The organism is Congregibacter litoralis KT71 (genome assembly GCF_000153125.2).
Lineage (GTDB): Bacteria > Pseudomonadota > Gammaproteobacteria > Pseudomonadales > Halieaceae > Congregibacter > Congregibacter litoralis.
In genome coordinates, this window is record NZ_CM002299.1 from 2,882,834 (window position 1) to 2,908,289 (window position 25,456).

The following is a 25,456-nucleotide window of genomic DNA, read 5'->3' on the forward strand; positions in this document are numbered from 1 at the left end:
CGCTTCTCCGGCGCAGCCATTGGCCTTTGCCCGTGCGTACGTGTGCCTATGACTTTCAGATAGATCGCCTGGGAAGGCTTTCGCCCCCCCAAACCAGACAAAATGCAATCAGTCGGCGGCCTTGCTTTCAGCGGCCTCAGCGGCTGCTTCGTCCTTGGCCGCAGCATCCCCCTCTTTCTTTGCGTCGAGGTCGAGTAACTGTGACCGGATCAAGCCTTCAATCTCGCTGCCCAGAGCGGGGTTGTCTTCAAGGAACTTCGCCGCATTCGCCTTACCCTGACCGATCTTGTCGCCCTTGTAGGCGTACCAGGCACCGGACTTGTCGATAAGGTTCAGCTTCACACCCCAGTCGATGACCTCAGCGGTGCGGTAGATACCGCGGCCATACATGATCTGGAATTCCGCCTGTTTAAACGGTGGCGCCACCTTATTTTTAACGACCTTGACGCGGGTTTCATTACCCACCACCTCGTCACCTTCCTTGACCGCACCGATACGACGGATGTCCAGGCGCACGGAAGAGTAAAACTTGAGCGCGTTACCGCCTGTGGTCGTTTCGGGCGAACCGAACATCACACCAATCTTCATGCGGATCTGGTTAATAAAGATCACCAGGCAGTTCGTCTGCTTGATGGTCGCGGTGAGTTTGCGCATCGCCTGACTCAGGAGACGCGCCTGCAATTTCTTACTTGTCACAAAAACTATCAGATAGAACGCAATAAATACTTTTCCTTTAAAATCAATATCATATAATAGATAAACCCTCTATAAACACCCAATTTATTATCAGAGACTATCAGATGAATAAGGTTTCCAAATTCCAACGGCGTATAGATCGCAGTGTAATCCCCCCATAAATCCGGAACGGTTATTCGTAGAAAATTCTTCTAATATGAAACGAAGGAGTTTTCTATGCGCAAATCGAGATACAGCGATAGCCAGATAGTGGCGATCTTGAAGCAGAATGAGAACGGCGTAGCCGTTCCAGAGCTTTGCCGCGAGCACGGTATGAGTTCTGCGCAGTTTTACAAATGGCGTTCCAAATACGGTGGCATGGACGCGTCCATGATGAAGCGCCTCAAGGAGTTAGAGGACGAGAATCGACGCCTTAAAAAGATGTATGCCGAAGAGCGGCTCAAGGCTGAGATTCGCCAGGAGGCACTCGAGGGAAAGCTGTAACGCCATCTCAGCGTCGTGAGATGGCGATCGCCGCGAGAGATCGGTACGGCGTCAGTGTTCGGTTTGTCTGCCAATGCTTGGACATCAGCGTGGCGACCTATTACTACCGTCCCAAACTGTCTATTGAAAATCAGCGCATCGCGGATTGGTTGTTAAGGCTGACAATGACAAATAAGCGATGGGGTTTTGGGTTGTGTTACCTGTACCTTCGCAACGTGAAGGGGTTTGGCTGGAACCACAAAAGGGTCTATCGCATTTATCATGAGCTCGAATTGAACCTCAGGATAAAGCCAAAACGACGGATCAAGCGCGACAAGCCTGACGCATTATCTGTGCCGGTTGCGCCCAACCAAGTGTGGTCGATCGATTTTATGAGCGATGCGCTGAGTGACGGAAGGCTGCTTCGCACATTCAACGTGTTGGATGACTACAACAGGGAGGGTTTGGGGATCGAGGTCGACCAATCGCTCCCCAGTAGTCGAGTCATTCGTAGTTTGAGCCAGATAATCGAATGGCGCGGGAAGCCGAGCGCGATTCGCCTAGACAATGGGCCGGAATACATCGCGCAAGCGTTGATTGATTGGGCGAACAAACGTCAGATTACCTTGATGTATATTCAGCCTGGAAAGCCAACCCAGAATGCCTACATCGAGCGGTTCAACCGTACGGTCCGTCATGAATGGTTGGATATGCACCTGTTTGAATCGATTGAGCAAGCACAGGCGCTGGCTACTGAGTGGCTTTGGAGGTACAACAATGAGCGGCCCAACTCGGCGATAGGAGGCGTGCCTCCACGACAGCTGCTGCAAGCGGCTTAAACTCTACGAACAACTGTTTCGGGGAATGGGGGGATTACAGACACGCACGGCGTGAATCACGTGAACTTTGCGTTGCTCGACCTCTTTGACTATACCTTCGCGCCGCGCTACGCCCAGGTCGGGCGGGTCATTGAGGGTATGTTCACGGTCAACGTCAGTGATGACGATAAGCCCTTGTTGTCTCTAAAAAAGTCGATCCGCGAGGACGCCATTGTGCAGGAATGGGAGACGATCCAACGCATCGTCATCTCGCTTCAGCGGAAAACCACGTCACAAGCAGCACTGATCCGGAAACTATCCACGTACAGCAATACACACCCGCTCGTGCAGGCTCTGACGGAGTATGACCGCTTGATCAAGGCCCGCTATCTACTGAACTACATCGACGATTCGGCCTTGCGCAACTATGTACAACGGGCGCTGAACCGGGGAGAAACCTATCATCAGCTGCGAAGAGCGGTCGCCTCGGTCAACGGGAATCGCTTCCGCGGCTCCTCGGACCAGGAAATCGACATCTGGAATGAGTGCGCCCGGCTGCTGACGAACGCGATTATCTACTTCAACTCACTCATACTGAGCAAATTATTAGTGTACTACCGGAGCACCGGGGAGCAGGAAAGCTTGGAACTGGTGAAAAGAGTGTCTCCTGTGGCCTGGCTGAATGTAAATCTCAATGGCACTTACAGCTTCACGTTTGAGCAAAACGTGATCAATATGGCGGAGATTCTCAGCCCGCTGACCGGTAAAGTGAGGGAACTCGAAAAGTAGCCCCCCTTTGAAAGCCTTGCCAGGCGCGCGCTTCAGGGCGAAGTGAAAATTGCGGCGGGGATGTCTCTAGTACCCCATATAGTGGCAGACCATCGGCTAAAATCTGGGTCTATCGGCCTCGTATCCCGTAGATTCGGACATTGGCAGAGCCCAGAGCTGGCAACGTCACTTGGACACGCAGTCTCCCGGTCTCATTGGGCATTGTCGATGTATTGCGTGGGCGCATCAGCAATTTTTCTGCGATCTCTTCGCGAGAATAAAACTCTACACTGTCAATTGAGCTGAAGGCGCGCTACAAATCGGCGAAAAGGAAGAAAGTTTTGGCTGACTAGAAACTTAGAGCCATTATCAGAATTTTAAATGACTTAAGGCACCTGAACGGGAATCTGCACCGGCTCATGTACAGAAGCCTAAACGGTACAAACCGGCACCCAATCTTGGCGCCACCTTTTCCGACTGATAGTGGATGCTTGTCAGCACGCGCCCCCTCATAAACGTGGAGTTGGTGCTTTGACGGGAAGTCGTCAGAAGAAAAAACTCTCACATCACTGAAGTAAGGTGCCATGCGTTCAATGTAGTCCAGACCTGGCTCGTGCATCAGCCGGGTGCTAGGGTCTCTTTGGGCTAAATCTTTGGTTTGCTCGTGAATAATTGGTATGGGTAGGATAGCGATACCGTCCGGTCTCAATATGCGACGAATTTCTTTGATCGCCCGAACGTCGTCGTCTGGATATTCAAGAACATGCGACGCGAACACCAAATCGAAACTCTCGTCTTCAAACGGTATGTCCTGGATGTCGAATCGGTGATCAACATCCCTACGGTTTAAGTCGGCTGACACATAGTTTCCGAATGTCTGATCGAGCTGTTTTCGGAGGGCATTCTCAGGTGCAACGTGAAGAACCGATTGATGGTCGCAGACACGATTGCTGAGAAGGAGTTGAAGCACCAGCGCCTGCAGTCTGACCCGCTCCGCCTCGCCACACTTTGGACACTTTGCGTGCAACCGCTGATGCTTTTTTAGAAAGGGCCCGCTAAATCCGCACACTGGGCATTCAAAAAACTGTTGCTTTCGATGCCATATGCGATAGAGGGGGGCTCGAAGCCCTTTCAATCGATACTCCAACGTCTTCAAGGAAGCGCCTGCTCAATCTGGGGTAAAAGAGGCACCAGCGCTACGCCGTCCATCCATAACGGTGTGGACCAAACTGACCTAATCGTTCACTCAGCTTCTGCTGGTACTTGTTTCCAACGTCGATTAGACCAAAGATATGTATGCGGCTGCTCGCGGATACTACGTTCGGCATGTGCTACAAACTCTCTCACAATCTGATCTTCTTCGTTGAGGGCACGCGTAACGCCCATTTCTATAAACTCGATCTGGTACTGGGTTGCACCAACTGTCGAGCATTGGGCAAAAACGACAGGAGTGTTTAATGCTCCCGATATCTTCTGCGCGCCTCGGTAGAAAGCTGCTGGTCGGTGCATAAATGTCGTCCAGTAGCCTTGTTGCGTGTTTCCGGCTTGGTCAGCGATTAGTCCTACTAAGCGCGGTTCCCTCCTTCTTTGGAGTAGGTTGCGACCAACGTCTTTCATAGCAATAGGGCTGGCGCCAAAGCGCGAGCGGGTTCGAAGCAGATACTTGTCCCAAAAGGCGCTGTGCAGAGGCTTGTATACCGGGTCAATCCTCACCGGCAGATGAATTGAGCTGGCAAGTGACACCCACTCCCAGTTTCCCTGATGAATAAGTAACACCACAGCTTGTTTACTAAAATCATCAGTAACTTTAGCGAGAAGCTCCGGATTCTTGATCAATACACGCTGTCGCAAGTAGCCGCTGGGCAGAAATCGAGCGACGGCCACCTGAACGGCAATGTTCGCTAAGAATCGATAAAACTTCTTCGATAACTCGCGCCGCTCAGCATCATTAAGGTTTGGGAACGCGTGGCTCAGATTTTCGGAAACGAGATGAGTTCGGTATCTGCACAGACCATAAACAATCAGAAACGTTGACCAACCCGCTGCTCGCAGCACGGTGTCAAGTACGCGCCACAAAGTCGGTTGAAGCGAAGCTTTTGGGGACGTCATCGCCACGCGTGTCTTTTGGAATAACGTAGATGTTTCTCGCCCCTCAGATAGCCAATCGACCTATACACCACACCTTGCTTCACCCCCTCAGCTTGTTCGGTGCCCCACCCAAAAGAGGCAGATTTTGCTCGATAAGAAAAGTGGAATCTAAACATCACAATTGAACTAAAGCCCTGATGGTTGGCTTGGTGTTTAACGCACATTTGATTCGACTAAACCCGTGTTGATTCAGTATTTTTTTGAGGTTCTGCTTGTTGAAATAGAAAAGATGTTCAGGAGGCCTGATAGAGTCCCACTCTATGATGGGTGTACGTCGCATTGGCCAGCGTAGACTTGGATGACCTAAATCTGGAGTCGTCAGTAGTAAAAGACTGTCTTTATGCATGAGCGACCTCACTTCTGTGAGGAAGCCTTCGAGTGACGGTAGGTGCTCTATTACTTCGCTGCAGTAGATGAAGTCGTAAGTTTCACCGCGCGCAAACTCTTCTACGCCGGCGCATTCAAAATTTGCATCAGGAAAGTTCTTTTGGGCCTCTGCAATGGCCGCCGCATCGATATCTATTCCGGTGGCACTAAATCCTAGAGTGTGGGCGGCTGCTACCGCAAAGCCTGCGTTACACCCTACGTCGAGAAATGAACCACCGATGCGACTACCCGCCATTCTTCGAATCCGTCGCCTTGCTCTACGAATCTTCGAGTTTAGCTTCGCCGTGTACTGATGGGTCTTATGATACCGGTAGTAGAATTTAGCCAGTTCATCCGTCGAGGGTGTTGGATGCACAAATACAAGTTCGCAGTCGCTGCACTTTTTGAGATCAAAGCCGTTTTTACGGCCAAAGTCTAACCACGTTTGTGAATCGCAAACTGCACAAGAACTTGTTTTCACCGAACAACGCTTCCTAAATTAATCACGTGATCTATGAGTATCGTGGCCCCAAAAAGGCCGCCACCAGAGACGCTCCAATACCACTCGCCTAACGTTTTGTTGCAGTCTCTGCAATCGATACATCAATGTGCGCTGCTTACTAGTTCGACTCACTATCCGCTCGGCTTCCATCGTAGAGCGGATAGAGGCGCCTTGCCAAACCACAAACGGGTCTACACCCGCCAATTCCAAGTTTGAGCGACCTCTGTACGCAATCCAATCATCGGCCATCAAGGAAACGGGTGTATTCAATTCCGCTAACACCGCCGCCGCCGCCCTGTTTAAAGCATAACCAGCACCGTCCCAGGCGCGAGTGACTTGTACCCTTTGAACTCTATTGGTTAATGGCACACCAGACTTTCTCAGGAAACCTCGCAGGGGAGTAAGCAGAAGCAAGCGAGGATGAGTATCGGTCAACCATGGATCTGCGGCCGCAAGAACGGCAGCCGCATCGGTATCGAGCTTTGCATCATCCTCAAGGACTAGCGTCCAAGGATCGGAAGAGTCTAGCAAGTCGTGGTACGCGGCTCGATGACTCAATGAGCAACCAATCTCACCTCGGGTCATCCGCCGCCCGCTTCGATTTAGGATTTCTTGGACACTAGTGTTCCTTAGTAAATCGTCGTCGGGAAGTAGTTTTCCATCGACAGCCTCTACTAGTGAAACTCTAAAGCCCCCCGCCGCCTCAAGATCGCCCAAAATACGAGTGCGACGCGTGGCCTCGCTTCTCAAGTTTATGACCCGCGCTGGGACTCGTTCGCAGTGATGGGTCCTTTGAAGTTTGGCTGGCTCTACAATGCTCACAAATGGGCCGAGTCAACGCGAATATCGCGCGAAGCCATGCTTGTAGCGGTCGAGGCAAACAGAATACCTAGCGGCAACGCAAAGCTGCCCCAAACGCCGTAGCCCAGTCTCATATCGACCAAACCTCTGATCGCTGTGAAGATAAGCGCCGCACCTGCGAAAGTACGCCAAAACTTCCAGGCTTGATTTTCGATGCTAGAAACAGGAGAGCAGGCTTTACGCGCGACCAATAAGCCAGCAGCGAGTAAGAATGCTGAACCGACGAAGCCGAATGAAAACAGCGATTCGAGATAAATCGAATGAGGCATCGTGTAGTGCGGCGCAGTGCCGAACTGAAGCACCAAATCCTTGTAGGTATTCAAACCAAAGCCCGTAAAAGGGGATTCCCACAACTGCAGAAGAAGTTCTGCGTAAATGCGGCGGCGCTCCAGCAGCGAAGGTGGAAGGGAAAAATGCGTAATTAAATCAAGGGCTGGAAAAAAGCTCAAAACTGTCAGGGACACTAAGACTAGCACCAGTGCGGCGTACCACACATTACGTAACGCACTCCGATGGCTTCCAGAGAAACACCAGCTGCCCGAAAGGAGCAAGGCCAGTAGAGTTCCTTTGGCTTGCAGTGCTATTAATGTCGCAAACAAGCAAACGCATACGAAACCAATCCAGTAACTAGCACTCGTAACGCCCACCAACACCAACACCAGCAGGCCAAGGCAAATCATGGCAATGAAATTCGCAAACAAATGAGTTTCATGGAAGAGCAACTCCAGCACTGGGTTTTCCAACAACCAGGGGGCTCCTTGGATCATGGCTGCTGCGACAGCCACTCCAATGCCCAGAAGTGCCGATATGCTGAAGAAACCGAGCAGCACTGACGTGACCTCATATCGTCTAAAGCAACGATAAAAGCATGCCCCAACAAAAAAAAGCAGCACGCCACGAATCAGATCGTATATACCTTTCGCGGATCGACTAACGTCCTCGGAAAATACTGTTCCAACGATCAAAGCTATCATCAAGCAACTCAAGCCCCCCTTTAACGCTGCGACATCTTTAAAGAGTGAATTCGCGCCGAACGAGAAAACACTAAGAACAGCGAGCACTCCAAGAGAACTCGCTTGCAGCTCTGAGCTACTTAGTAGGGTGCACATCAAGTAAGCGACCATTATCGAAGCAATTGCCGCTTTGTTTTCCTTAGATCGAACAATGACACCAAGATTTAGAATCGAAGACACTTTTCCCTCAGTGTGTGGCGACCAACAGGCTCAAAACAAATTTTCTCAACAGGCAAGCCGGTACTCCAATTGATCCAATGTTTGGTCAATTACTGTAGAAAGATCGAATGACATCGCTGGAATGGGCGGACAATAAGTCTCGTCGCTTAATTGAATCAGTCGACATAACCCAAGCCGCGCAAAGCGGTCCATTGCCGCGCGATAGCGTTCATTTGCGCGGTGGGTGGGTAGTGCTACTACCGTGGTGGGTCTGCTGCTTGCGATACTCTCAGTCATCATCGACATACTATCGGCAGTTGTGAAAACCTGAGTACCAGCTCCGATCAGTGCAAGCAATTCTTTCTTTGGCTCAGAGTCCCACCAAACTGCGTAGGCTATGTGCTCGGGCTTCAGATGTTCTTTCAGCACAGACTCTCCCTTTCCCCCGGTGCGCCGCGACGTTGTTAGCAGCCATCGAATCCCATACTTTTCCGCCATTGAATTGGCCCACGTGGCCAGCAGGCGCCACTCTTGTTCGCCATAGTCAAATCCGGCGCCAGTACCTCCTATGATTAATGTCCACAACGTGCCATCGAGCTTACGACGCTTGAGTAAGGAGCTGCCTGCATCAAGTACGGCCTTAGGATCTACTAGATTCGGGCTCATCGTCATCACAAGATTGTTTTTGTAGCCAGTAGGCTCTAAGGTCATGTGTACGTTTATTCGACGCGGGTTTAGTCGACGTAGTGAGCCCAGGTAAATATTCGGACACCCCAGCATAGAAGCCACTAGTATGTTGGCGAAAGAGGAGTTGCCGCCGGTAGATATTACGAGATCGGCTTCGTCGGGAAGCTCGGGCGTCTCATAAAACAACTTGAGTATTCGTCTAGCGGCCCGACTGTCCTCTGGTAATAGTTTTGGAAGCAGCAAGCGCGACAGCGCTTTTTCCCGAAGCTGCACGTTCGCCACGGATACATCCAGGTTCCAGCGACGCTCTAGCCATTTACACAGTCCAATAGATTGGTTTTCATGACCAACGACCCCGTCGGTAACAACAACCACTTTGATAGGAGTTTCGGACATTCAAGCCGCCGCCATAATGTCTCTGTAAGCCGCACAAGTTTCAGCAGCCATATTTTCCACCGTAAGATGTTTACTCGCCCAAGTAAAAACTGGCTCATAGTCTGTGTTTAACCGTTCTAGGTCCGACAGGCAGCGCTCTATACCCTGTTGCAGCGAGCAATCTTTATGTTCTACGACAAAGGCACCTGGTAGAACTTCCTCGGCACCCGCGACACGGGTGGATAAAACCGGGAGTTTCGAAACCAGTGCCTCAGCCAGGGTGTAACTGAAGCCCTCACGCTCCGACGAACAAATGAGAAGATCGGCGCCCGACATCAGGCTACGCGCATTATCAATATAGCCAAGCAATCTCACCACGCGTTGAAGGTTTCGCTTCCGAATTTCAGACTCTAGATGACGCTTTTCAGGCCCATCACCCACTATCAGCAAGTGACCGAAGTATGGCTTCCATGCGCGAATCAGACGGTCAAATCTCTTTACTGAGACAAGCCTGCCAACAGCTAGGGAAACAGGAAGATCGTCATCAATCCCTAACTGCGCGCGAAGCGACGCCGGCTCGACCTGCTCAGCTTTCCCTCGAACTAGACCGTTGAACACCACGTACTTCTTGTCGTGATTGATTGCCCGCAGCACGCCTTGGCTTACCCCTATCAGCGCGTCCATGGACTCAAAAGCTCTGGTTTTCCTTTTCACACTATGCACAGTTGCGACTGTTTTCCCAGGAGCCCATGAACTCAAGCGGCTAACAATGGCTGCCGCTTTACTTGCATGCGCATGGACGATGTCAGCTTGGATGGCTTGCAAAGCCCGCGCTGCCTCAAAAAGTGCAAGCGGATTGTTCCTTGAGCGTGACAGATCGACGGGAACCACATTTACATCCGCAGAGAATCGCTTCTCGTACTTCGCATGAGCCGCGACAGATACGTTAATTCCCAACTGCACAAGATGATTAGCTAACTGAACAACATGGTTCTCTAACCCTCCTTCTTCGTCGCCTGCAAGCACATGGACTACATGCATTTGAGTATCGCGTGCTCTGCTACAGCAGATTACGTAGCAGCCCTACGCTTGCGATTAGGCAGGAAGAGAAGGTTTCGCTTCACATCAATCTCTGCGCCACAATTCCCGTGGTACTCAAGCACATCGTCATTTAGGACTAGTGGTTGGTAATCGCGCTCACACATAAAGTCGATGAGTTCTTCGGGGGTGTGTTCTCCAATCCCGTGCGCTTCAGCGATTACCACGGGCCTATGTTCGTCCAATGTGGATTGAGCGCCCCTCAGTGTGCTCAGCTCAGCCCCCTCGACATCCAGTTTGATGAACCCCAAGTTCTCGAATTTGAGTGAGTCAAGACAAATCATTTCCACCTCAAACGACCGTGACTCGGAGGCGGCTGGTGTATCGAACAATGATCCACGGGTGTGGTGTACTTTGCCGCCACTTTGCGGAACGAAGAAGACCTCAGATCCCAAACGGTCGGACAGTGCTAGCCGATATACCCTGACATTCGACGGGACCGCGTGGCTGAGGTAGTCAAACATGACTGGATTAGGCTCGAAAGCGTGCACCGAACTGCAATGCTGTGCTAAGCACCAGCTCCAGACACCCTTGTTCGCGCCGCCATCAATGGCCGTGGAACCTGCCGGTACAAGGTGTGGGATGACGTTAAGTTCAGGCTCTGTTCGCCTTGCATAGCGCGTAGCTTGATAACGCATATATAGCTTTTTCGGCAAAAGACGTCTTTTAAACCGCTGGAGTGCTTCGTATTTTGGATGGGGAAGCCGATCGCCCTCTTCCCGACATTCGACAGACTCAAAAGCCTTTGGGGGCGCGAATAAGTTTGTATTCTGAGTCTGTGCAGATGTATGTGCAGGAAGCGGTTGAGCCATGATTGAGTGAGACTTTAGTTGACTAGACCTTTCTTTAGAGGGAGGCTGTGGAAAAAATCTGTCGCGCTTCGTCTGTTTTTTTTTCAATATCGCAACAGAAAATGGCCTCGCACTCCCTCTGACTTCTTAACCATGGACGAAAAACACGAAATCCCAGCCTCGCTGCAGTTAGGTCGAGATAGAAAACTCGTTAAGGACATCCTTGAGGGTGACGAAAAAGCACTCCGGGTGTTTTTCGACACCTATTTGCCTCGACTCTATCGATATGCGCGACATCGCTTAGCAAACCCCTCAGATATCGATGATGTTGTGCAGGCCGCGTTGTCACAGGCAGTTCGTCGACTTGAGACCTGGCGTGGCGAATCCACCCTCCTAACTTGGCTCATAACAATCTGCAGACATGAGATTTCTAAAGAACTCAAAGAAGTCGCATTAAGTCGAGATCTAATGCAGCCGTTTCTGAGTGACGAGCTCCTTCGGTCAACGGTGGAAATGATCGAACTCGAAGAGGACGAAGCTACAGAGCAAATGGCCGCACGAGCCGAGGTTGCTCAGTTGATTCGATTCACGCTCGATCAACTGCCCGAAAATTACGCAGTCGCCCTGGAAATGAAATACATATTTGGGGGAAGCTCTATGGAGATTGCGCGCAAGTTATCTCTGAGTGACTCAGCAACCCAATCACTTTTAGCGCGCGCACGGCGTGCATTTAAAGAACTCTATAGCGAATCGCTTCTTTCTGCGACGCAAGGCGGGTAATGGCAATGCCACAAACTGACCACAATGATGAAGACTTGAGCAAGTTGCTGCGCTTTGGAGGTGCCCGCGAAGAGTTACCGGAGCATCTGAAGCTTAAATGGGAGCAGCATACGCGCGAAGAGCTCGCCAAGGTTCAATTAGATCGGCGTCAACGAAAATCCCATTACTTCCGCAAACTGTCAGCTATAGCAGCCACGGTGGTGGCAGTTGCCATCGGGTCTACGTACCTGCTGCAAAGTACGGATACCACAGAAGTATATGCAGTCCTTCTCCACGCCGAAGGCGAGTGTGCCGTCGAGTACGCTAAAAGTGACACTAAAAACACTGTCGAACCTGTTTTAGCCAACAACTCTGATGCCGTTACCGGTGAAGACTCGTTCATTACATTTACATATAGGGATCATGAAGTTCGAATCAACGAAAATACTAACGTCAAGATCATGACAGATGAATTGGTACTGCTTGAAGGAGAGATCTACATTTCCGATGACCTGGACAGCTCTTTCCAGTCGAATTCGCAATCAATTTTTCTCCGCACGCCTCATGGAAGCATCCGAGACATAGGCACTCAGTTCCTAGTTCGGGCCTCTGCAGAGCGAACGGAAGCGACCGTCAGAAACGGAAAAATTCGCGTGGATGACGGCGAATCCGAAGTGGAAATCTCAGCGCGATCGCGCGAAGCGCGACAGGCGACCCTAGGTGCATCTTCTACGATAGAGATCATTTCAGCCGATGCGCGTGGGTCCCAATGGGATTGGATTTATAACGCGAGAGAAGGATTCGCTATCGACGGACGAAGCGCACTGGAACTCCTGGAATGGGCGGCCAAAGAAATGGGTGCAAGTCTAGAGTTTCTATCCGCCGCCGCCGAACGCCGAGCTGAGTTCAGCATACTGCGCGGAAACGTCATAGTGACTAACCCTCAAAATACAATCGACGTGGTGCTGGAGAGCAGCGAGCTTCGAGCAAAGCTGAGCGAGAACGGAGTCCTGACCGTGTGGCGCGCTGAGCGCGACATCCAAAGTGGTCTGACTGTGACATCTAGCTAGCATCGGGAGCACAACAACCCCACCGCTCAATCACCAGCAATTCGATGTGAGCAGCAAAGTGGTGTCCCAATCCCCAAACTAGTATGACAATCTTTCTCGTTAAAGCGTTACGCTGTGCGCTGCCGCTTTTTTACGAACCCTTAGACTGCCCTTCCCAAGACTTACTCCATTTCCGCAGTAGCTCCAGTGTTGAACTGGCGATGATATAGCTGAGCGTAGTACCCGTCAGCGGAAAGCAGCTCCCGATGCGTACCGGTTTCAATAATCTGCCCGTCGTCCATAACAACAACTCGATCAGCGTTTTCGATAGTCGATAAGCGGTGTGCGATTATGAGTGTGGTGCGGTAATCACTTAGCGTTTGAAGCGACGCCTGAACGAGCTGCTCGGACTGTGAGTCGAGTGCTGATGTCGCCTCATCTAGAATAAGGATAGGCGCTTCTTTCAAGAATGCGCGTGCAATGGCTAGTCTTTGTCTCTGGCCGCCCGACAAATCGGCACCATCCTCATCAAGAGAAGTATCCAAGCCATCAGGTAATCGGCGTATGAATTCAAGTGCATTTGCTTGCGCTGCTGCTTGCTCGACCGCCTCGCGACTAGAACTACGAAGTTCTCCGTAGGCTATGTTGTTTTCGATAGAGGTTTCGAACAACACTGTTTGCTGATTCACCACGGCAACATGTCGTCGAAGCGAATCAAGCTGAATCTCTTCTTCTGGTACACGATCGATGAACAAAGTTCCTACAGGCGCCGGAATAAAACCAGCAACCAAGTTAACAAGCGTAGATTTGCCGGCACCTGAGCGGCCCACGAGGGCTACAGTTTCACCAGCATTGATCTTAAGATTAATTTGCTTGAGAACGGGCTTACCGTCTTTTTGATAACTAAAGGATAAATTACGAAATTCTACGTCACCTCGTAATCCAGATAATCGTTCGAGTCCGTTATTCGTTTCAAGATTCTCATCGAGGATTTCAAAGACACTCTCCGCAGCCGCTAAACCGCGCTGAATGCCGGCGTTAACGCTGGTCAACTGACGCAGCGGCTTAGCTACCAAACTGGCCGCCGTTACATATGATAGGAACTGGCCTTCGTCCATGCCCGCACGTAAGGTGGGGTCCAGCCCAAGCCAAAACAGTACTGCCAACGACACAAACGTCAGGAGCTGAATAATGGGTAGGCTAATTTCATTCGCTCTTGCTAGCTTCAGATCCTGAGTCAATGAGTATGAATTGTGGCGACTAAAGCGCTCCCGCTCGTAGTCCTCACCACCAAAGCTACGCATCACTAACAACCCACGCGTAACCTCAGATACCACTTGAGTCAGACCTCCAACGGAAGTTTGTATGCGCTGACTATATTTTTTAAACCGCTTCGAGGTAAAAGTGATAATTAGCCCAATCAGCGGCGCCACTGCTAAAAATAGCAGAGACAGCTTCCAGTTAACATAAAACAAGTAGCCAAGCAGCGCCGCCACAGTTAAACCTTCCCGAATTAATGTTTTGATCGCGTTTGACGTCGCCGATGTCACCTGCTCTACGTTGAATGTGATAACAGCAATGATTTCACTCGAGTTGTGATTAGCGAAGAAGCTGACCGGCAGTCTCGTGAGGTGCATAAACAAATCTTGCCGAAGCTGGTAAACGACGTTTCGCGCAACAAAGGTAATGTAGTAGCCACCCAAATAAGAACCTATTTCTCTGAATGCGACAATAGTCACCAGCGCGATAGGTAGAAACAACCTAATTCCCTCGGCAGTATCTAACCCAAGACTCAACTCCCAATCGGATAGCTGGCGCTGGCTCGCCGGCATCGTATCGAAGGCGTTAGGCAAATATTGCATTAAGCTCGCAAACGCCGACTGCGTAAGCGCATACAAAACAAAGCCAACAATGCTGATTGCGAATGCGGGCCATAGCGTCCAAACGTAAGCCAACAGCCGCCTGTAGGTCGATGGCCGCGGTTGTGTACCCGGAACGCCATCAGTGTCGAACGGCTGAATCAATTGGAGGATTCCTTCTTTAGAAATAAGAAGTGATGTACTAGAGCGTCTGCCTTCTTTCCGAAAGTGTACGGAATTCGGTGATCAGGCTCTACATGGTAACTAGCGTTGACGCCCGGGTAAGCGAATTCCCGTAGTTCGAGCCATGTTGGACGTGGACTTCCCATCTGTCGTATCGACAAGGAAAGCCACACATGAAGCACCTCACAGAACAACAAATTGGCTTGATTCTAAAGCAGCATAACCTAAGTCAAACCATGGTCTATCTGGTTCGCAAGCAACACAAACCAATCAACTGGCGAGCACACTCAAAACGCGTAGCGGATTCCCCGCTCAAGAATATGTGCGTCAATGTCGGCATCAAGTCCGCCGGCATTCAACCCCGCACGACGAAACCGATACTTCACGTCAAACGTCGTGCGTTCGTCGAAGAATATGTCCGCCCCGAAGCCCGCCTGAATAATCTCGCTGCTACCATCGATTTCTGCGCGCCCACGGTTGGGAAAATCGTACTTTGTATCCACCGAAGCCCGACCGTACCCAAGCAAAAAGTAAGGTGTCACGTTGGAAAACTGCCCGATGTCGTAAAGCGCATTTAGTACAAGGCCAGACATAGATGTTTCAACTTTTCCGACGGGATCTAGCTCCCCCTACCATCGAGTTCCCCCTTGTAATTATCGGTATCGGCCTGCTGGTAAAATAGCTCACCTTCCAGGCGCAGGCGCCCGTAGCGCTGCTTCCCGAAGTCATACCCGAGAGTAAGATTAACCGTTGGGCTCGCATCGAAGTCTCCTTTAGCTGTGCTTCCCGGTTTTGGACCGAGACGTTGACCATCGAGCGAAGAGCCTGTGCCAGTGAATACACCATCGGCACGTGTGTTGCCTGCAAAAACCACGCCGCCGCCCGCGCCGACATAAAAGCGCCCTCGGTCTTCCGCCTGAGCCATGACAGGGGCCATGAGCGGCGCAGTGACCAGAAGAGCCAAGTAAGTTCTGAAAGACATGCATATTCCTTGCTTTAAGCGTGAAGGTGAAAACGGGCGTCGCCGCGCCGTCTGTATTTATATTGCCGACTGTCGTCCTGGCAGTGAGGTTCCACGCGATGCTGCAAAGTGAACACAACACCCGCTATGTGTTTAGAGGCTTCATAAGCCAAAAATCTGTCGCACGGCGTACACCAATCACCGCCATAGGCAAAAAGCGACCAAGTCAGATATCGTTTGTCAGGATAAAAACGGTGCGAAAATCGAATCAGTTGACGGGTGCACACTCACGGAGCAGCGCACCGACGTTTCATCCAGGTCTACGTCTGAAGTTGCGGGACCGTGTTCGGCACCGTGCTGCGGAAGAATCAATCGGAGTTGTGGTCACGTGGGTAACCGCCCTCTCGAATCACTGTGGCGCTGTGGCTAGAATTCTTCCTCGAACTCCCAGAAGCTGCCTGGTGTTGTGAAGGTTGCTTCGCCCAATCGAGCCGCCCGGCGTTGTAGATACGCTTCCCGCGCGAATATGTAGCTATCGCCGGTGGGAAGATCATCCATATCAAGAAATCCTGACCGCGCTTGAACAATACCGGTGCCCCATATCGCCGCGCGCACGTCTGAGGAATCAATGTGCGACGGTACCGACAACACTGCAGCATCCACTGCGAACCCAGCACCGTCGCGCATCGTGCTAGGCCCGATGACGGGAAGGACAATAAAAGGCCCTGCCGGTAGTCCGGCGGTCGCCAAAGTCTCACCGAAGTCGGCAGGGGACGAAACAAACCCACGATGGGTTGCAACATCGAAGACCCCAACGAGGCCGATGGTCGTGTTTATCGCGAAGCGGGCGCCATTTGTTCCAGCATCACGGAACCGACCCTGCAAGGCTGCGTTGACCGCGTAGTTGACATCGCGCAGATTGCGCAGAGCATTCGCGACGCCTCGTCGGACCACGCTTGGTAAAATGAAACTGTACGTCTTCGCCACGGGACGCAATACCCAGCGATCGGCAACCTCGTTAAACGCGAAGACGCCACGATTCAAAGGTTCCAGAGGATCCGAATCAGGTGCGGCCGCCGCCCCCTGGCAGGGAATGAGCAGGATAGCGAATAGCAACGCGCATAGCCGATTTTGCGCGCCTCGACGGGAATGTGAAGCACCAGAGCGCGTACCACGACTGGCCACGGAGGTTTTCGCGGCGACCATAGGTAGATTCATACCGGTCCGCTATGCTGAGCAAGTACTACAGGTTGGGTTTCACGCTGGCAGCTGACGCGCTTTGCGCCCATTTTTATGGGAGCCGAATCAGCCATTTCTGCTAGCGCATAGGAACGATTTCCCTCCGACGCCATCACGTAACTGCCCTCCAAGGTGATCGAGATCTTGTTGCTTCTCAGTTAGAGGGACTTCTCTCGCAAAATCTGTCGCTCGGCAACGCAGTAATTCAGAGCCCGATTGGCTCAAGTCTAGTATGAACGACCACTGTGCGGCTCTCACTCCAAGTCAGAATGCATTCCACAAGGATATCAAGTGCACGGTTTGCTGCCTTTCCTACTCACTTGGCGACGGATAGTGATAGTTCGGCGCTTAAATCCAAAATCAAAGTAGATTTAGAAGGAAAGTGTGACGCCAAGCGAGGTAACCCGCCCCAGAACAAACTCGCGCTCGGGCTCCAAAGCGTAGCCGCCTTCCACCCGTCGCTCGTCAAAATCAATGCCTGCAATATTCTTGCGGTCTGTCAGGTTGCTCACATCAGCAAAAACCTCAATCCTCACTCTTGGAAAATCCCACACTTTGCGTGCTGAAACATCGAGTGATAAGAACTCAGGCAATTCGCTGTTATTCAGTATCGAAGACACTGGCACTACATCTCCATCCGCAATAAAACTTGGGAGCGCGGTACTGTTCCATCCGGAATGCCAGGTAAGAGCGCCGGCAAGACTAAAATCTCCCAATTCATAGCGCATGCCTAGATTCATGGTGTGACGCTGCGACCATCGACGCGGGATGCTTCGACCCTCGATTCGGTCTTTTGCATCCATATAGCTATAGCTTAGATCACCGGTAATAGACCGGCTGAAGGCACGCTCAACAGAGACATCAAAACCACTGGCGTAGACCTGATCTGGTTGAATTTCCACGCGGTCTTCTTCGAGTTGGGGCAACAAGACGAAGGGGTTAAACAGATTCTCAAATCGCCCTTTGGGTCGTCTGTATTGCTTGTAGTACGCCTCCCCGCGCAGTAACAGGGAACCACCCCGCCACTCCAGCGCGACGGCAACTTGGTCTGCAATCTGTGGCTGGAAGAATCGATCCAAGCCATCCCGCACCTGTAGCTCCTGTACGGCTTCTGGCTGCTGAAAGCGTCCGAGATCCAATCGAACTGTCATTTCATCACTCACGGTGTAGGCAACACCTAGTCTAGGAGACAACTGTGTTTCAAATCCTCGGTCAATGTAGTAATCCTGAAAATCAATACGCATTCCCGGCTGGATGACCAACCTTTCACCCACGGGCACCTGCATTTGGACGTACCCGCCGCCAGACCAACCTTCTGGCTTCAGGTTGATATCTCTAGATTCGTTACGTGGAGTTCCGATTAAATCTGCAATTACACCGCGCTCAATCTCACTTTGATGCTGGTATCTGCCCCTATTGAACTCTGCTTGCCAACCGAGCTCGTAAGTAGTTCCCAGTCCATCGCGGATCCAGTCATTTCGAACCGCCACTCGAAGGACATCTTGCTGATGTTGCAAGAAACCGCCCTCTTGATCCTGCTCAATCTCCTCATTGTCAAATTGCTCATTCCGCCTGGAAAGGTCTATTGCTGAACCCGTTAAACGCGTGCGCCACCTTCCAAGGCCATCAACTAGGTATTCTGCCCAAAGATGATCGGTTACCACTTTCGAAAGCGCTGTTTCTTGGCCGACCAGATCCCCGACAAACAAAATGTCGTCCTTTGCCTGAGTAAAACCAAAGGCGACACTGCTGTCAGGTGTAAGGTCTACGTGAAAACTTGCTGATAAGTCACTGTATTCTGGAACCCCTGACTCATGCTCAATGAACGAAGCGACGTCATCCAAATCTCCTCCGCGCCATGACAGCAAAAAGTTGCCTCCTTCGGCAAAATCAACATCCCCATACAAGGCGACCCTTGTTGCGAAGGTTGAAAACCCAATGTCTAGATTCCTCTGCTCCGATCGCTCGCGGGTTTGCAGGTCCATGACACCACTCATTCGGTTACCGTATCTCGCGGGGAAGCCGCCGGTGTAGATATCAAGAGAATCGAGGCTACTAATGTCAATCGCGCTGTAGGCACTGTGGAAATCGGCTAGATGAAAGGGTTCGAGCAACTCAATCCCATTTCGTATGATCAGAAGTTCATCACTCAATCCACCGCGAATGTGTGGCCTGGCAGAAACGCCTAGGGTCGATACTCCCGGCAATCGAGTCGTGACTCTTAACGGGTCGGAAGCAAACAACGGTTGAGCGCCAATTTCGCTCGAAGAATAAGACCGTGTTGGATTTGTAGTCTCGGGCCCGAAGAATCGGTGGCGACTGCCAGTAACAATCACCGTTTCCAATTGCGGTTCATCCTCTAAAGCGCTAGCTACAGATTCAGCCTCTGCGACGGGTACATACTCAGGCCCTCGGACAATAGCGATAACGCCTTGCTGGTATCGGAGAGTTAGTCCGAGCTCTTTTAATGCCTCCTCAAGCACATCAAGTGTCGGCGAATCTAGCGATACCGTTTTGCCTTCAGGAACAAGCTGGGTGCTATAGACAATGCGCGCCCCTTCCACTTCCAGCAAACCAATCAGCTCGCCAAGTGTCATCGTGGTCTCAGCAGCTTCGACTGCTGAGATTAAGAAGACTAAGCAAGCAACAGTGAGATTCGTTCTCATTTCGACGCGAGAGGTCCGTTTATTCCAAATAAGCTAGAGATCACCTTCTTAACCATGCTCGGCGACAGACGGCTTTGCTAAATTTTAGGGCAAATGCTGCTCTGAATCGATACATAGTGTAATCCCCCCATTTATAACCGCAGTTTTCGGTAGAGGGTTAAGCCGCCATCATTAACTGCCTGGGCGGCACGCCGCCAATGGCGGTATTCGGTCTTTCATTATTGTATTGCCAAAGCCATTGTGTAGCTAAAGCTTGAGCATGATCCAGCGAAATGAACGAATGAAGATCAAGCCATTCATGCCGTACTGTTCGATTGAAACGCTCGATGTAGGCATTCTGTGTCGGCTTTCCGGGTTGTATATAGATCAGTGTAATCCGATGTTCGTTGGCCCACGCCACTAACGTTTGGGAGATATATTCCGGGCCATTGTCGCAGCGAATTGCCGCAGGTTTACCCCTCCACTCGATGATCTGATCTAATGCCCGTATCACGCGTGGTGCCGGCAACGAGAAGTCCACTTCAATTCCTAAGCCTTCTCGGTTGTAGTCGTCGATGACATTGAAGGTTCGAATCGTTCTGCCGTCTCTTAGCCCGTCAGACATAAAGTCCATAGACCACACCTGATTTGGCGCTCGTGGGACATCGAGTTCGCCGGGGTAATCGCGGCGAATGCGGCGGCGTGGTTTGATCCGTAAATTAAGCTCCAACTCCCGGTAAATTCGGTACACGCGCTTATGATTCCAGCGATAGCCCTTCACGTTACGCAGGTAAAAAAAGCACAACCCAAAACCCCAGCGCTTGTGAGTCTGAGTGAGGCGCAGCAGCCAATCAGCGACTAGCGCATTCTCACCGTCCAGCTTTGCACGGTAGCGGTAGCAGGTCTCACTAATGCCGTACACGACGCATGCCAGGCGAATACTAATCCCATGCTTGGCGACACCTCTGCGGGCCATCTCGCGACGCGCGGATGGCCTTACAACTTTCCCTCTAGGGCTTCCTGACGCAACTCGGACTTGATGCGCTCCTCGGCATACATTTTCTTGAGCTGGGCGTTCTCCGCTTCCAGTTCCTTCAGGCGCTTCATCATCGAGGCATCCACGCCGCCAAACTTGGCGCGCCACTTGTAAAACGTCGCTGAGCTCATGCCGTATTCGCGGCACAAGTCTGTTACCGGAGCGCCAGCTTCCGCTTGCTTCAATATCGCCAGGATCTGGCTGTCGGTGAATCGAGACTTTCTCATTCCGCTCTCCTTGTTTGAGCATCATAAAAGCCTCTACTTAAAACCTCGACTATTTCTTGGGGGGATTACAAAACCGTCCTTTCTTAAAGTAAGTGGAAACCTACGCTATTGCGGAATCGCGCCGATCGAAGCCTGGCCGCAGATGGTTAAGTTGCCGTTGACACCGGTGCTGTTCGACCCTGTCACAACCGCCACTTTCGCCCGTAAAGTCATCCGATGCGCGGTCCCTTTGAAGCCTTGCGATCAGTCGCAGCCCCCAAATCAGTACCAACCGATTTGACATGCTGCTCATAGCTGGAGATTTGCAGAGGTGATAGCGAATCAACCCGCTTACACATGTATGTCGATATTTGCTTTTGAATAGTGTTCGGCAGGTCGTAATCCTTCGCAAGCTCTGCAAACTGAGCGGTTCCCTGTCTAACCTGATCTAGTAAGCTGAGAATGTCTGTCTTTCTTAACGATGCATGCCTACCAACCGCCAACAGGTCATCCAGAGTTACATCCTTTCCTTTGCCAGCGATCGTCATATTGTGTTCGCCGGCTATACCCTGATTAAAGGTGATGTCGTACGCAGGGGAGTTCACCCAGGCGCCCTCGGGTTTCATCATGAATGCGAAGTTTTTGGTATGGTCGTCTCTGTTACCTGACACGATGTTAAACAGCATTCTTTTGAATAACTCTCGCTGCTCGGCGACAGACTTCGTCAATTCTAAAGTCAGCTTCGTCAGTTTGACGTAGTCGTAATTTGGCTCCCTAAAGGTCGCGTTTAATAAGCCGGCAACGCTGTGCACATGATTACGCCTGTTGTTGACGTCTCTATCGAATCGCTTCGTGGCGAAATAAGCATTGCCGTCGTCCGCAGGTATCAGCTGACATTCCGCCATGTTGATCTCGGACGCTTTCGCCATCTGCGCATAGATATACTCCATAGCGCCTTCAGCTTTTTTGTCGGGCGTTGCGCCTGTTGGGAATTTGACAATCCAGTGTTCGTAACCCGGAGGCAAATCCTCCGAGCCAGCTATAGCATTACCCTGCTGACTGATCCCAACCAACAGTTTTGGTCTCGCGCCACCTGAGGGCGTCCCATGTATCGTGTGATAGTCGATGACCTCATCCAGGGAGCCTTCGTAGATGCGCGTCGCCTCACTCCCCGCTTTGGTGAGATCGAAATCACGCACAGTGGTTCCCGTCTTCGAGGCGCCTTCGTCGGGTTCGTATGAAATCGCCCCCATACCCCGAGAGCCGATGAGAGCGAGACGGTCAATAGGCGATAGCGTGCTCGTGTCTATACCTTGAGATTGCAAGGCTCTATCCATCAAGAGTAAGCCCCAACCGTCCGGCAGCGAATCGTGAAACAATCCGTGGAGCCCTTCCAGAAGGCCACGCTCAGCGTTAATAAGGCCTTTACGGAGGGGTAGCGTAAAGGGGGAGACCTCGATATTGCGCAAGAGAAATTCAGGCCGAAACTCAAAGGAAGCCATGCCACGCTGGTACGCGATCCGACCCATGGGCGCTGGCTCATCTGAGTGAAACCCATGAAAGAATACGCTGAGTACCTTCATCGTGGTCTGCCGGATTGTTCGATCAGTTCATCCATCGTGGTAGCAGTAAATCCGGGAAGGGCCTGCGGGATCACGTCTAACGCGCCATAAACAGCGCATAGCATAAGGAACTGGCGGAGCGAGATCTCACCCGTGTCTTCAAATCGTCGCAATGTAGGTGCTGGCACACCACTTCTGTGGGCGGCCTCACTGCGACTATGGCCCAGACGCTTCCGGACTGACTTTAGCTTGCAAGCCAAATCTAGCTGCACTTCGAATGGGCTTAAAGAAGATATAACCATATCAATTATCAGATTTTAATAGCTCTATTTGATAATATATTATCACATATATATTGGCTTCGGATAGGCTCTCAGGCATCGCCAGAGACCGCTCCCGCAGATGCGAGCTGCCGTTTCTCGAGTTGCGTTGTTCAAATGTGGTGAGAAAACTCCACATAGCGTGAGAGCCAACACTATCGGTGAGTTGTGGAGTAAACATTTGTGATGAAAGACCATATTCTCAGAGAATTGCCGATATTTTTTTGAAACACCCAGCGAGGAGCACAGTTAACTTGCGTGAAAGACATCAATCCTTCGGTCTTTCACTGTTGAGACACTGCTGCAAACGACCTCGCAGCTCCGCCGCATCTTGCTCGGCTGCGCTTGCCCTGGATTCAGCCCAGCGAGTTTGGTCGCGCTCCTCCGCTAACTCTCTTTAGATGATCATTCCTGCTCGTCTCGAGGAGTGCCGAAAGAATCGTAACTTGCTCACTTGTGGCCTTGAAACTGCCGATTGCCTCTGCCTCGAGGTTTTCGGCAGCTGACTGCGCATCCTGGGCGAGCTGCCTTTTTCATGCTCACTACCTGCTAACGCTTGCTCCAACCTTTCGATTTCGCGACTTGCAGCATCGAGCTCTCCACGCATCTTCTGCTGCTTTTCTGTGGCCGAACGGACGACTGCGTCCACTCGCTCTCTAGATTCTATATCGAGCGCGTTCGCCACTCTGACGATCGCATCGTGAATCACCCTAGACACCGCCTCCGGTAGCTCCGAAGTCACCGCGTTTGCGTGCTCCGCCGCCTCGATGTACTCCCTCAAGAGCTTGCTAATAGTAGAGTAGGATCCCCCGCAGATACGATCCCGGACACTGTCGGCGGTAGGCATAGCTCCTGCCGCCAGAATCTCATCCGCAGCGCGCTGCACAGACTCTTTAGTAGCGATTGCTCGAGCCATGCGCTTTCCACTGTACTGTATTACACGTGATGCATTACGGTATTCCGCATGTCAATACATGCTTGGCCGATCTATTGATCCAGATTAGACATGCACATCGTCAAACGCAGGTTCTGGCAAGTATGTGACGAGCACCCGCATAGGTAGCCGCCGACCTAATTTGGCAGGAGCGGCGTTAACAGAACTGATTCCTATAAAACAGAATTTAGCAGTCTGGATTGACACAGAATTTCGACCAGTCCCCTCGCAGGAGGCGCTCGCATCACACTATGACCTAGATCGAACATGCTACGCGGTAATTGAAAGTGGCGAGCGTAACGTTGCCACCCTAAATCTATTCTAAATCGCAAGAGGACTGCAGCTGGATATTTGGCCGCCTATTTGCTCCGCTCGCCGACATAGATGATTCGTGAGCAACAGCACACCTCAACCGTTTAAAACTTCCACACATTCCAACTTTAGTGCGTTTCACTGACCTTTCCCCCAAGTTAAAACCAATACGTGGATGAGATCTCCAGAATTTATGCTGCTTGCCTCGCAAAGGCAACCGGCGGTAAATAGTTCAGCGAGCTATGCGGTCGAACGTTGTTGTATTGGTGTTGCCACAGCATGATTTCGGTCTCTGCGTCGTCGAGTGAGCGGAACCAGTGACGGTTTAGGCACTCATTCCTGAACTTGCCGTTGAGGCTTTCCACAAAGGCGTTTTGTGTTGGTTTGCCTGGCTGGATAAACCCAAACTTTACGCCGGACTCTTGGCTCCAGAAAAACATCGCTTTACTGGTAAATTCGGTGCCGTTGTCACAAGTGATTTTCTGCGGTTTTCCCCGGTCTTCAAATAGCTCACTTAAAAAGCGAGCGACCTGCGAGCCAGTGATAGAGACAGCGACGAGTTGTCCGACCATTTCACGCGAGAAGTCGTCAACGACATTCAGTACGCGGAATCGTCTGCCACTACTTAGCTGATCTGACACAAAATCCATCGACCACCGCTGATTAACGCGTGACGGCACCTCCATTGGTTGCCTTGGTCGCTGGAGCTTTTTGCGCTTCTTAGTGCGCACCTGGAGCCCTTCCTCGGTGTACAGGCGATACGTGTGCTTCTTATTCACAACGAGACCTTCGTTCTTCAGGATCCCGTGTAATAACAGGTAGCCGTACGCTGACTGCTCAACCGCTAGGGCCTTCTGTCGGGACCTCAAGGTATCGTCACGAGCCGGCTTCGACTGGTACCGATAACCTGTTCTGCTGACGCCCGCCAAACTGCATGCTGTGCGCTGGCTCAAATGACAGACCTCAATCATATGAGTAGCAACATGCTTCCGCGCGGCAGGCGTTACCACTTTTTTTGCAGCACATCCTTCATGGCCTCGTTCTCGAGCAGCTTCTCCGCCAAAAGTTTCTTAAGCTTGCTGTTCTCTGACTCAAGCTCTCTCAGGCGCTTGGCCTCGTTTACCTCGAGCCCAGCGTACTTACTGCGCCAGTTGTAGAACGTGCCTGTCGATATGCCGAGCGAGCGGCAGATATCGTCGACTTTGGCGCCGGCTTCATGCTCTTTGATGGCGCCAATGATCTGTTCTTCGGTGTATCGCTTCTTCATCGTGAAATCTCCATGGTGCTAGGTTAGCTGGAAATCTCATCGTGTTCATGGCGTTAATATCAGGGGATAGGTCATCACCAGACCTCGGGCCTGAGCTTAGGTATTGCTTGGCGAAATTGCAGGCAATTCGACACCCGCCTATCTGTGGCCCGAACAACTAGAGACCTCTTGAATTGCACGCTCGATTGACCCACTTTTTAAGATATTTACATTAGATGTTTGACCCAAGCTTGAGTCAATTTTTTAGAATAATCTCAACCTTTCGCTCGATGGTGGTGACTCAATATTCAGCACAACTGCTGGAGCCAAACTTAGAAACAATTCAACAACTACAAATCAACCCCTCCGCCCCAGCCACTGAGGAGGCTGGCACGCCACAC

Annotated in this window: 20 protein-coding genes and 2 pseudogenes; 4 read left to right on the top strand and 18 right to left on the bottom strand. The window is 51.4% G+C overall.

The window, feature by feature from the left end; translation table 11 throughout:
• Positions 1 to 108: 108 nt before the first annotated feature.
• Positions 109 to 681: pseudogene (locus KT71_RS13140) on the bottom strand (recombinase RecA family protein); the annotation flags it as partial.
• A 231-nt stretch (positions 682 to 912) separates the two neighbouring features.
• On the opposite strand from KT71_RS13140, the gene KT71_RS13150 reads away from it, so the two are divergent.
• Together KT71_RS13150 and KT71_RS13155 are read left to right on the top strand one after the other, a co-directional pair.
• Positions 913 to 1,997 (top strand): IS3 family transposase gene (locus KT71_RS13150; protein ID WP_434780714.1). Its coding sequence is split into 2 segments (ribosomal slippage): positions 913 to 1,168 and positions 1,168 to 1,997, totalling 1,086 coding nucleotides; the frame shifts between segments, so codons are not numbered across the junction.
• Between the two features lie 36 nt (positions 1,998 to 2,033).
• A pseudogene (locus KT71_RS13155) lies at positions 2,034 to 2,765 on the top strand (Tn3 family transposase); the annotation flags it as partial.
• Between the two features lie 328 nt (positions 2,766 to 3,093).
• On the opposite strand, the gene KT71_RS21375 reads toward KT71_RS13155, so the two are convergent.
• From KT71_RS21375 to KT71_RS21385, 8 genes are all read right to left on the bottom strand, one after another.
• Positions 3,094 to 3,813, bottom strand: a complete 720-nt coding sequence (locus KT71_RS21375) for a class I SAM-dependent methyltransferase (protein ID WP_008294885.1) — start codon at positions 3,811 to 3,813, stop codon at positions 3,094 to 3,096.
• Between the two features lie 173 nt (positions 3,814 to 3,986).
• Complete coding sequence (locus KT71_RS13165; protein WP_008294884.1) at positions 3,987 to 4,853, bottom strand: lysophospholipid acyltransferase family protein; 867 nt, start codon at positions 4,851 to 4,853, stop codon at positions 3,987 to 3,989.
• Between the two features lie 154 nt (positions 4,854 to 5,007).
• Positions 5,008 to 5,739, bottom strand: coding sequence for a class I SAM-dependent methyltransferase (locus KT71_RS13170; RefSeq protein ID WP_333782692.1), 732 nt, complete (start codon positions 5,737 to 5,739; stop codon positions 5,008 to 5,010).
• 18 nt (positions 5,740 to 5,757) lie between these two features.
• Positions 5,758 to 6,582 (bottom strand): glycosyltransferase family 25 protein, encoded by an 825-nt coding sequence (locus KT71_RS21380; RefSeq protein ID WP_023660040.1) that lies wholly within the window; start codon positions 6,580 to 6,582, stop codon positions 5,758 to 5,760.
• Positions 6,579 to 7,814: an O-antigen ligase family protein gene (locus KT71_RS13175; RefSeq protein ID WP_023660041.1), complete on the bottom strand. Its 1,236-nt coding sequence runs from the start codon at positions 7,812 to 7,814 to the stop codon at positions 6,579 to 6,581. Before KT71_RS13175 ends, KT71_RS21380 begins: the two co-directional genes overlap by 4 nt.
• 45 nt (positions 7,815 to 7,859) lie before the next feature.
• Positions 7,860 to 8,876 (bottom strand): ELM1/GtrOC1 family putative glycosyltransferase, encoded by a 1,017-nt coding sequence (locus tag KT71_RS13180; RefSeq protein WP_008294881.1) that lies wholly within the window; start codon positions 8,874 to 8,876, stop codon positions 7,860 to 7,862.
• The gene (locus tag KT71_RS13185; RefSeq protein ID WP_238549423.1) at positions 8,877 to 9,881 is read right to left on the bottom strand and encodes a glycosyltransferase; all 1,005 of its coding nucleotides are present in this window, start codon (positions 9,879 to 9,881) and stop codon (positions 8,877 to 8,879) included.
• Between the two features lie 44 nt (positions 9,882 to 9,925).
• Positions 9,926 to 10,765, bottom strand: coding sequence for an FkbM family methyltransferase (locus tag KT71_RS21385; RefSeq protein WP_084566987.1), 840 nt, complete (start codon positions 10,763 to 10,765; stop codon positions 9,926 to 9,928).
• A 132-nt stretch (positions 10,766 to 10,897) separates the two neighbouring features.
• Here KT71_RS21385 and KT71_RS13195 point away from each other — a divergent pair, with 132 nt between their 5' ends.
• Together KT71_RS13195 and KT71_RS13200 are read left to right on the top strand one after the other, a co-directional pair.
• Positions 10,898 to 11,524 (top strand): RNA polymerase sigma factor, encoded by a 627-nt coding sequence (locus KT71_RS13195; protein ID WP_008294878.1) that lies wholly within the window; start codon positions 10,898 to 10,900, stop codon positions 11,522 to 11,524.
• 5 nt (positions 11,525 to 11,529) lie between these two features.
• Positions 11,530 to 12,573 (top strand): FecR family protein, encoded by a 1,044-nt coding sequence (locus KT71_RS13200; RefSeq protein WP_023660043.1) that lies wholly within the window; start codon positions 11,530 to 11,532, stop codon positions 12,571 to 12,573.
• A gap of 161 nt (positions 12,574 to 12,734) precedes the next feature.
• Here the strand turns inward: KT71_RS13200 and msbA are convergent, their stop codons facing one another.
• The 9 genes from msbA to KT71_RS13250 all read right to left on the bottom strand — a co-directional run bounded on the left by msbA (position 12,735) and on the right by KT71_RS13250 (position 25,076).
• Positions 12,735 to 14,576: a lipid A export permease/ATP-binding protein MsbA gene (msbA, locus tag KT71_RS13205; RefSeq protein WP_008294876.1), complete on the bottom strand. Its 1,842-nt coding sequence runs from the start codon at positions 14,574 to 14,576 to the stop codon at positions 12,735 to 12,737.
• A 305-nt stretch (positions 14,577 to 14,881) separates the two neighbouring features.
• Entirely contained in the window at positions 14,882 to 15,187 is a 306-nt protein-coding gene (locus KT71_RS13210) for an outer membrane protein (RefSeq protein WP_023660044.1), read from the bottom strand.
• Between the two features lie 26 nt (positions 15,188 to 15,213).
• Entirely contained in the window at positions 15,214 to 15,576 is a 363-nt protein-coding gene (locus KT71_RS13215; protein ID WP_008294874.1) for a secreted protein, read from the bottom strand.
• Between the two features lie 405 nt (positions 15,577 to 15,981).
• Positions 15,982 to 16,773 (bottom strand): MlaA family lipoprotein, encoded by a 792-nt coding sequence (locus tag KT71_RS13220; RefSeq protein ID WP_023660045.1) that lies wholly within the window; start codon positions 16,771 to 16,773, stop codon positions 15,982 to 15,984.
• Positions 16,774 to 17,165: 392 nt separating this feature from the next.
• On the bottom strand, positions 17,166 to 19,391 hold the full coding sequence (locus tag KT71_RS13225; protein WP_023660046.1) for a TonB-dependent receptor plug domain-containing protein: 2,226 nt from the start codon (positions 19,389 to 19,391) through the stop codon (positions 17,166 to 17,168).
• Positions 19,392 to 19,617: 226 nt separating this feature from the next.
• Positions 19,618 to 20,702 (bottom strand): IS3 family transposase gene (locus KT71_RS13230; protein WP_152025237.1). Its coding sequence is split into 2 segments (ribosomal slippage): positions 19,618 to 20,441 and positions 20,441 to 20,702, totalling 1,086 coding nucleotides; the frame shifts between segments, so codons are not numbered across the junction.
• Positions 20,703 to 20,911: 209 nt separating this feature from the next.
• Positions 20,912 to 22,264 (bottom strand): type II toxin-antitoxin system HipA family toxin, encoded by a 1,353-nt coding sequence (locus tag KT71_RS13240; RefSeq protein ID WP_008294869.1) that lies wholly within the window; start codon positions 22,262 to 22,264, stop codon positions 20,912 to 20,914.
• 696 nt (positions 22,265 to 22,960) lie between these two features.
• The gene (locus tag KT71_RS21390; protein ID WP_008294868.1) at positions 22,961 to 23,479 is read right to left on the bottom strand and encodes a DNA-binding protein; all 519 of its coding nucleotides are present in this window, start codon (positions 23,477 to 23,479) and stop codon (positions 22,961 to 22,963) included.
• A gap of 521 nt (positions 23,480 to 24,000) precedes the next feature.
• Positions 24,001 to 25,076 (bottom strand): IS3 family transposase gene (locus KT71_RS13250; protein WP_152025238.1). Its coding sequence is split into 2 segments (ribosomal slippage): positions 24,001 to 24,830 and positions 24,830 to 25,076, totalling 1,077 coding nucleotides; the frame shifts between segments, so codons are not numbered across the junction.
• Positions 25,077 to 25,456: the final 380 nt, after the last annotated feature.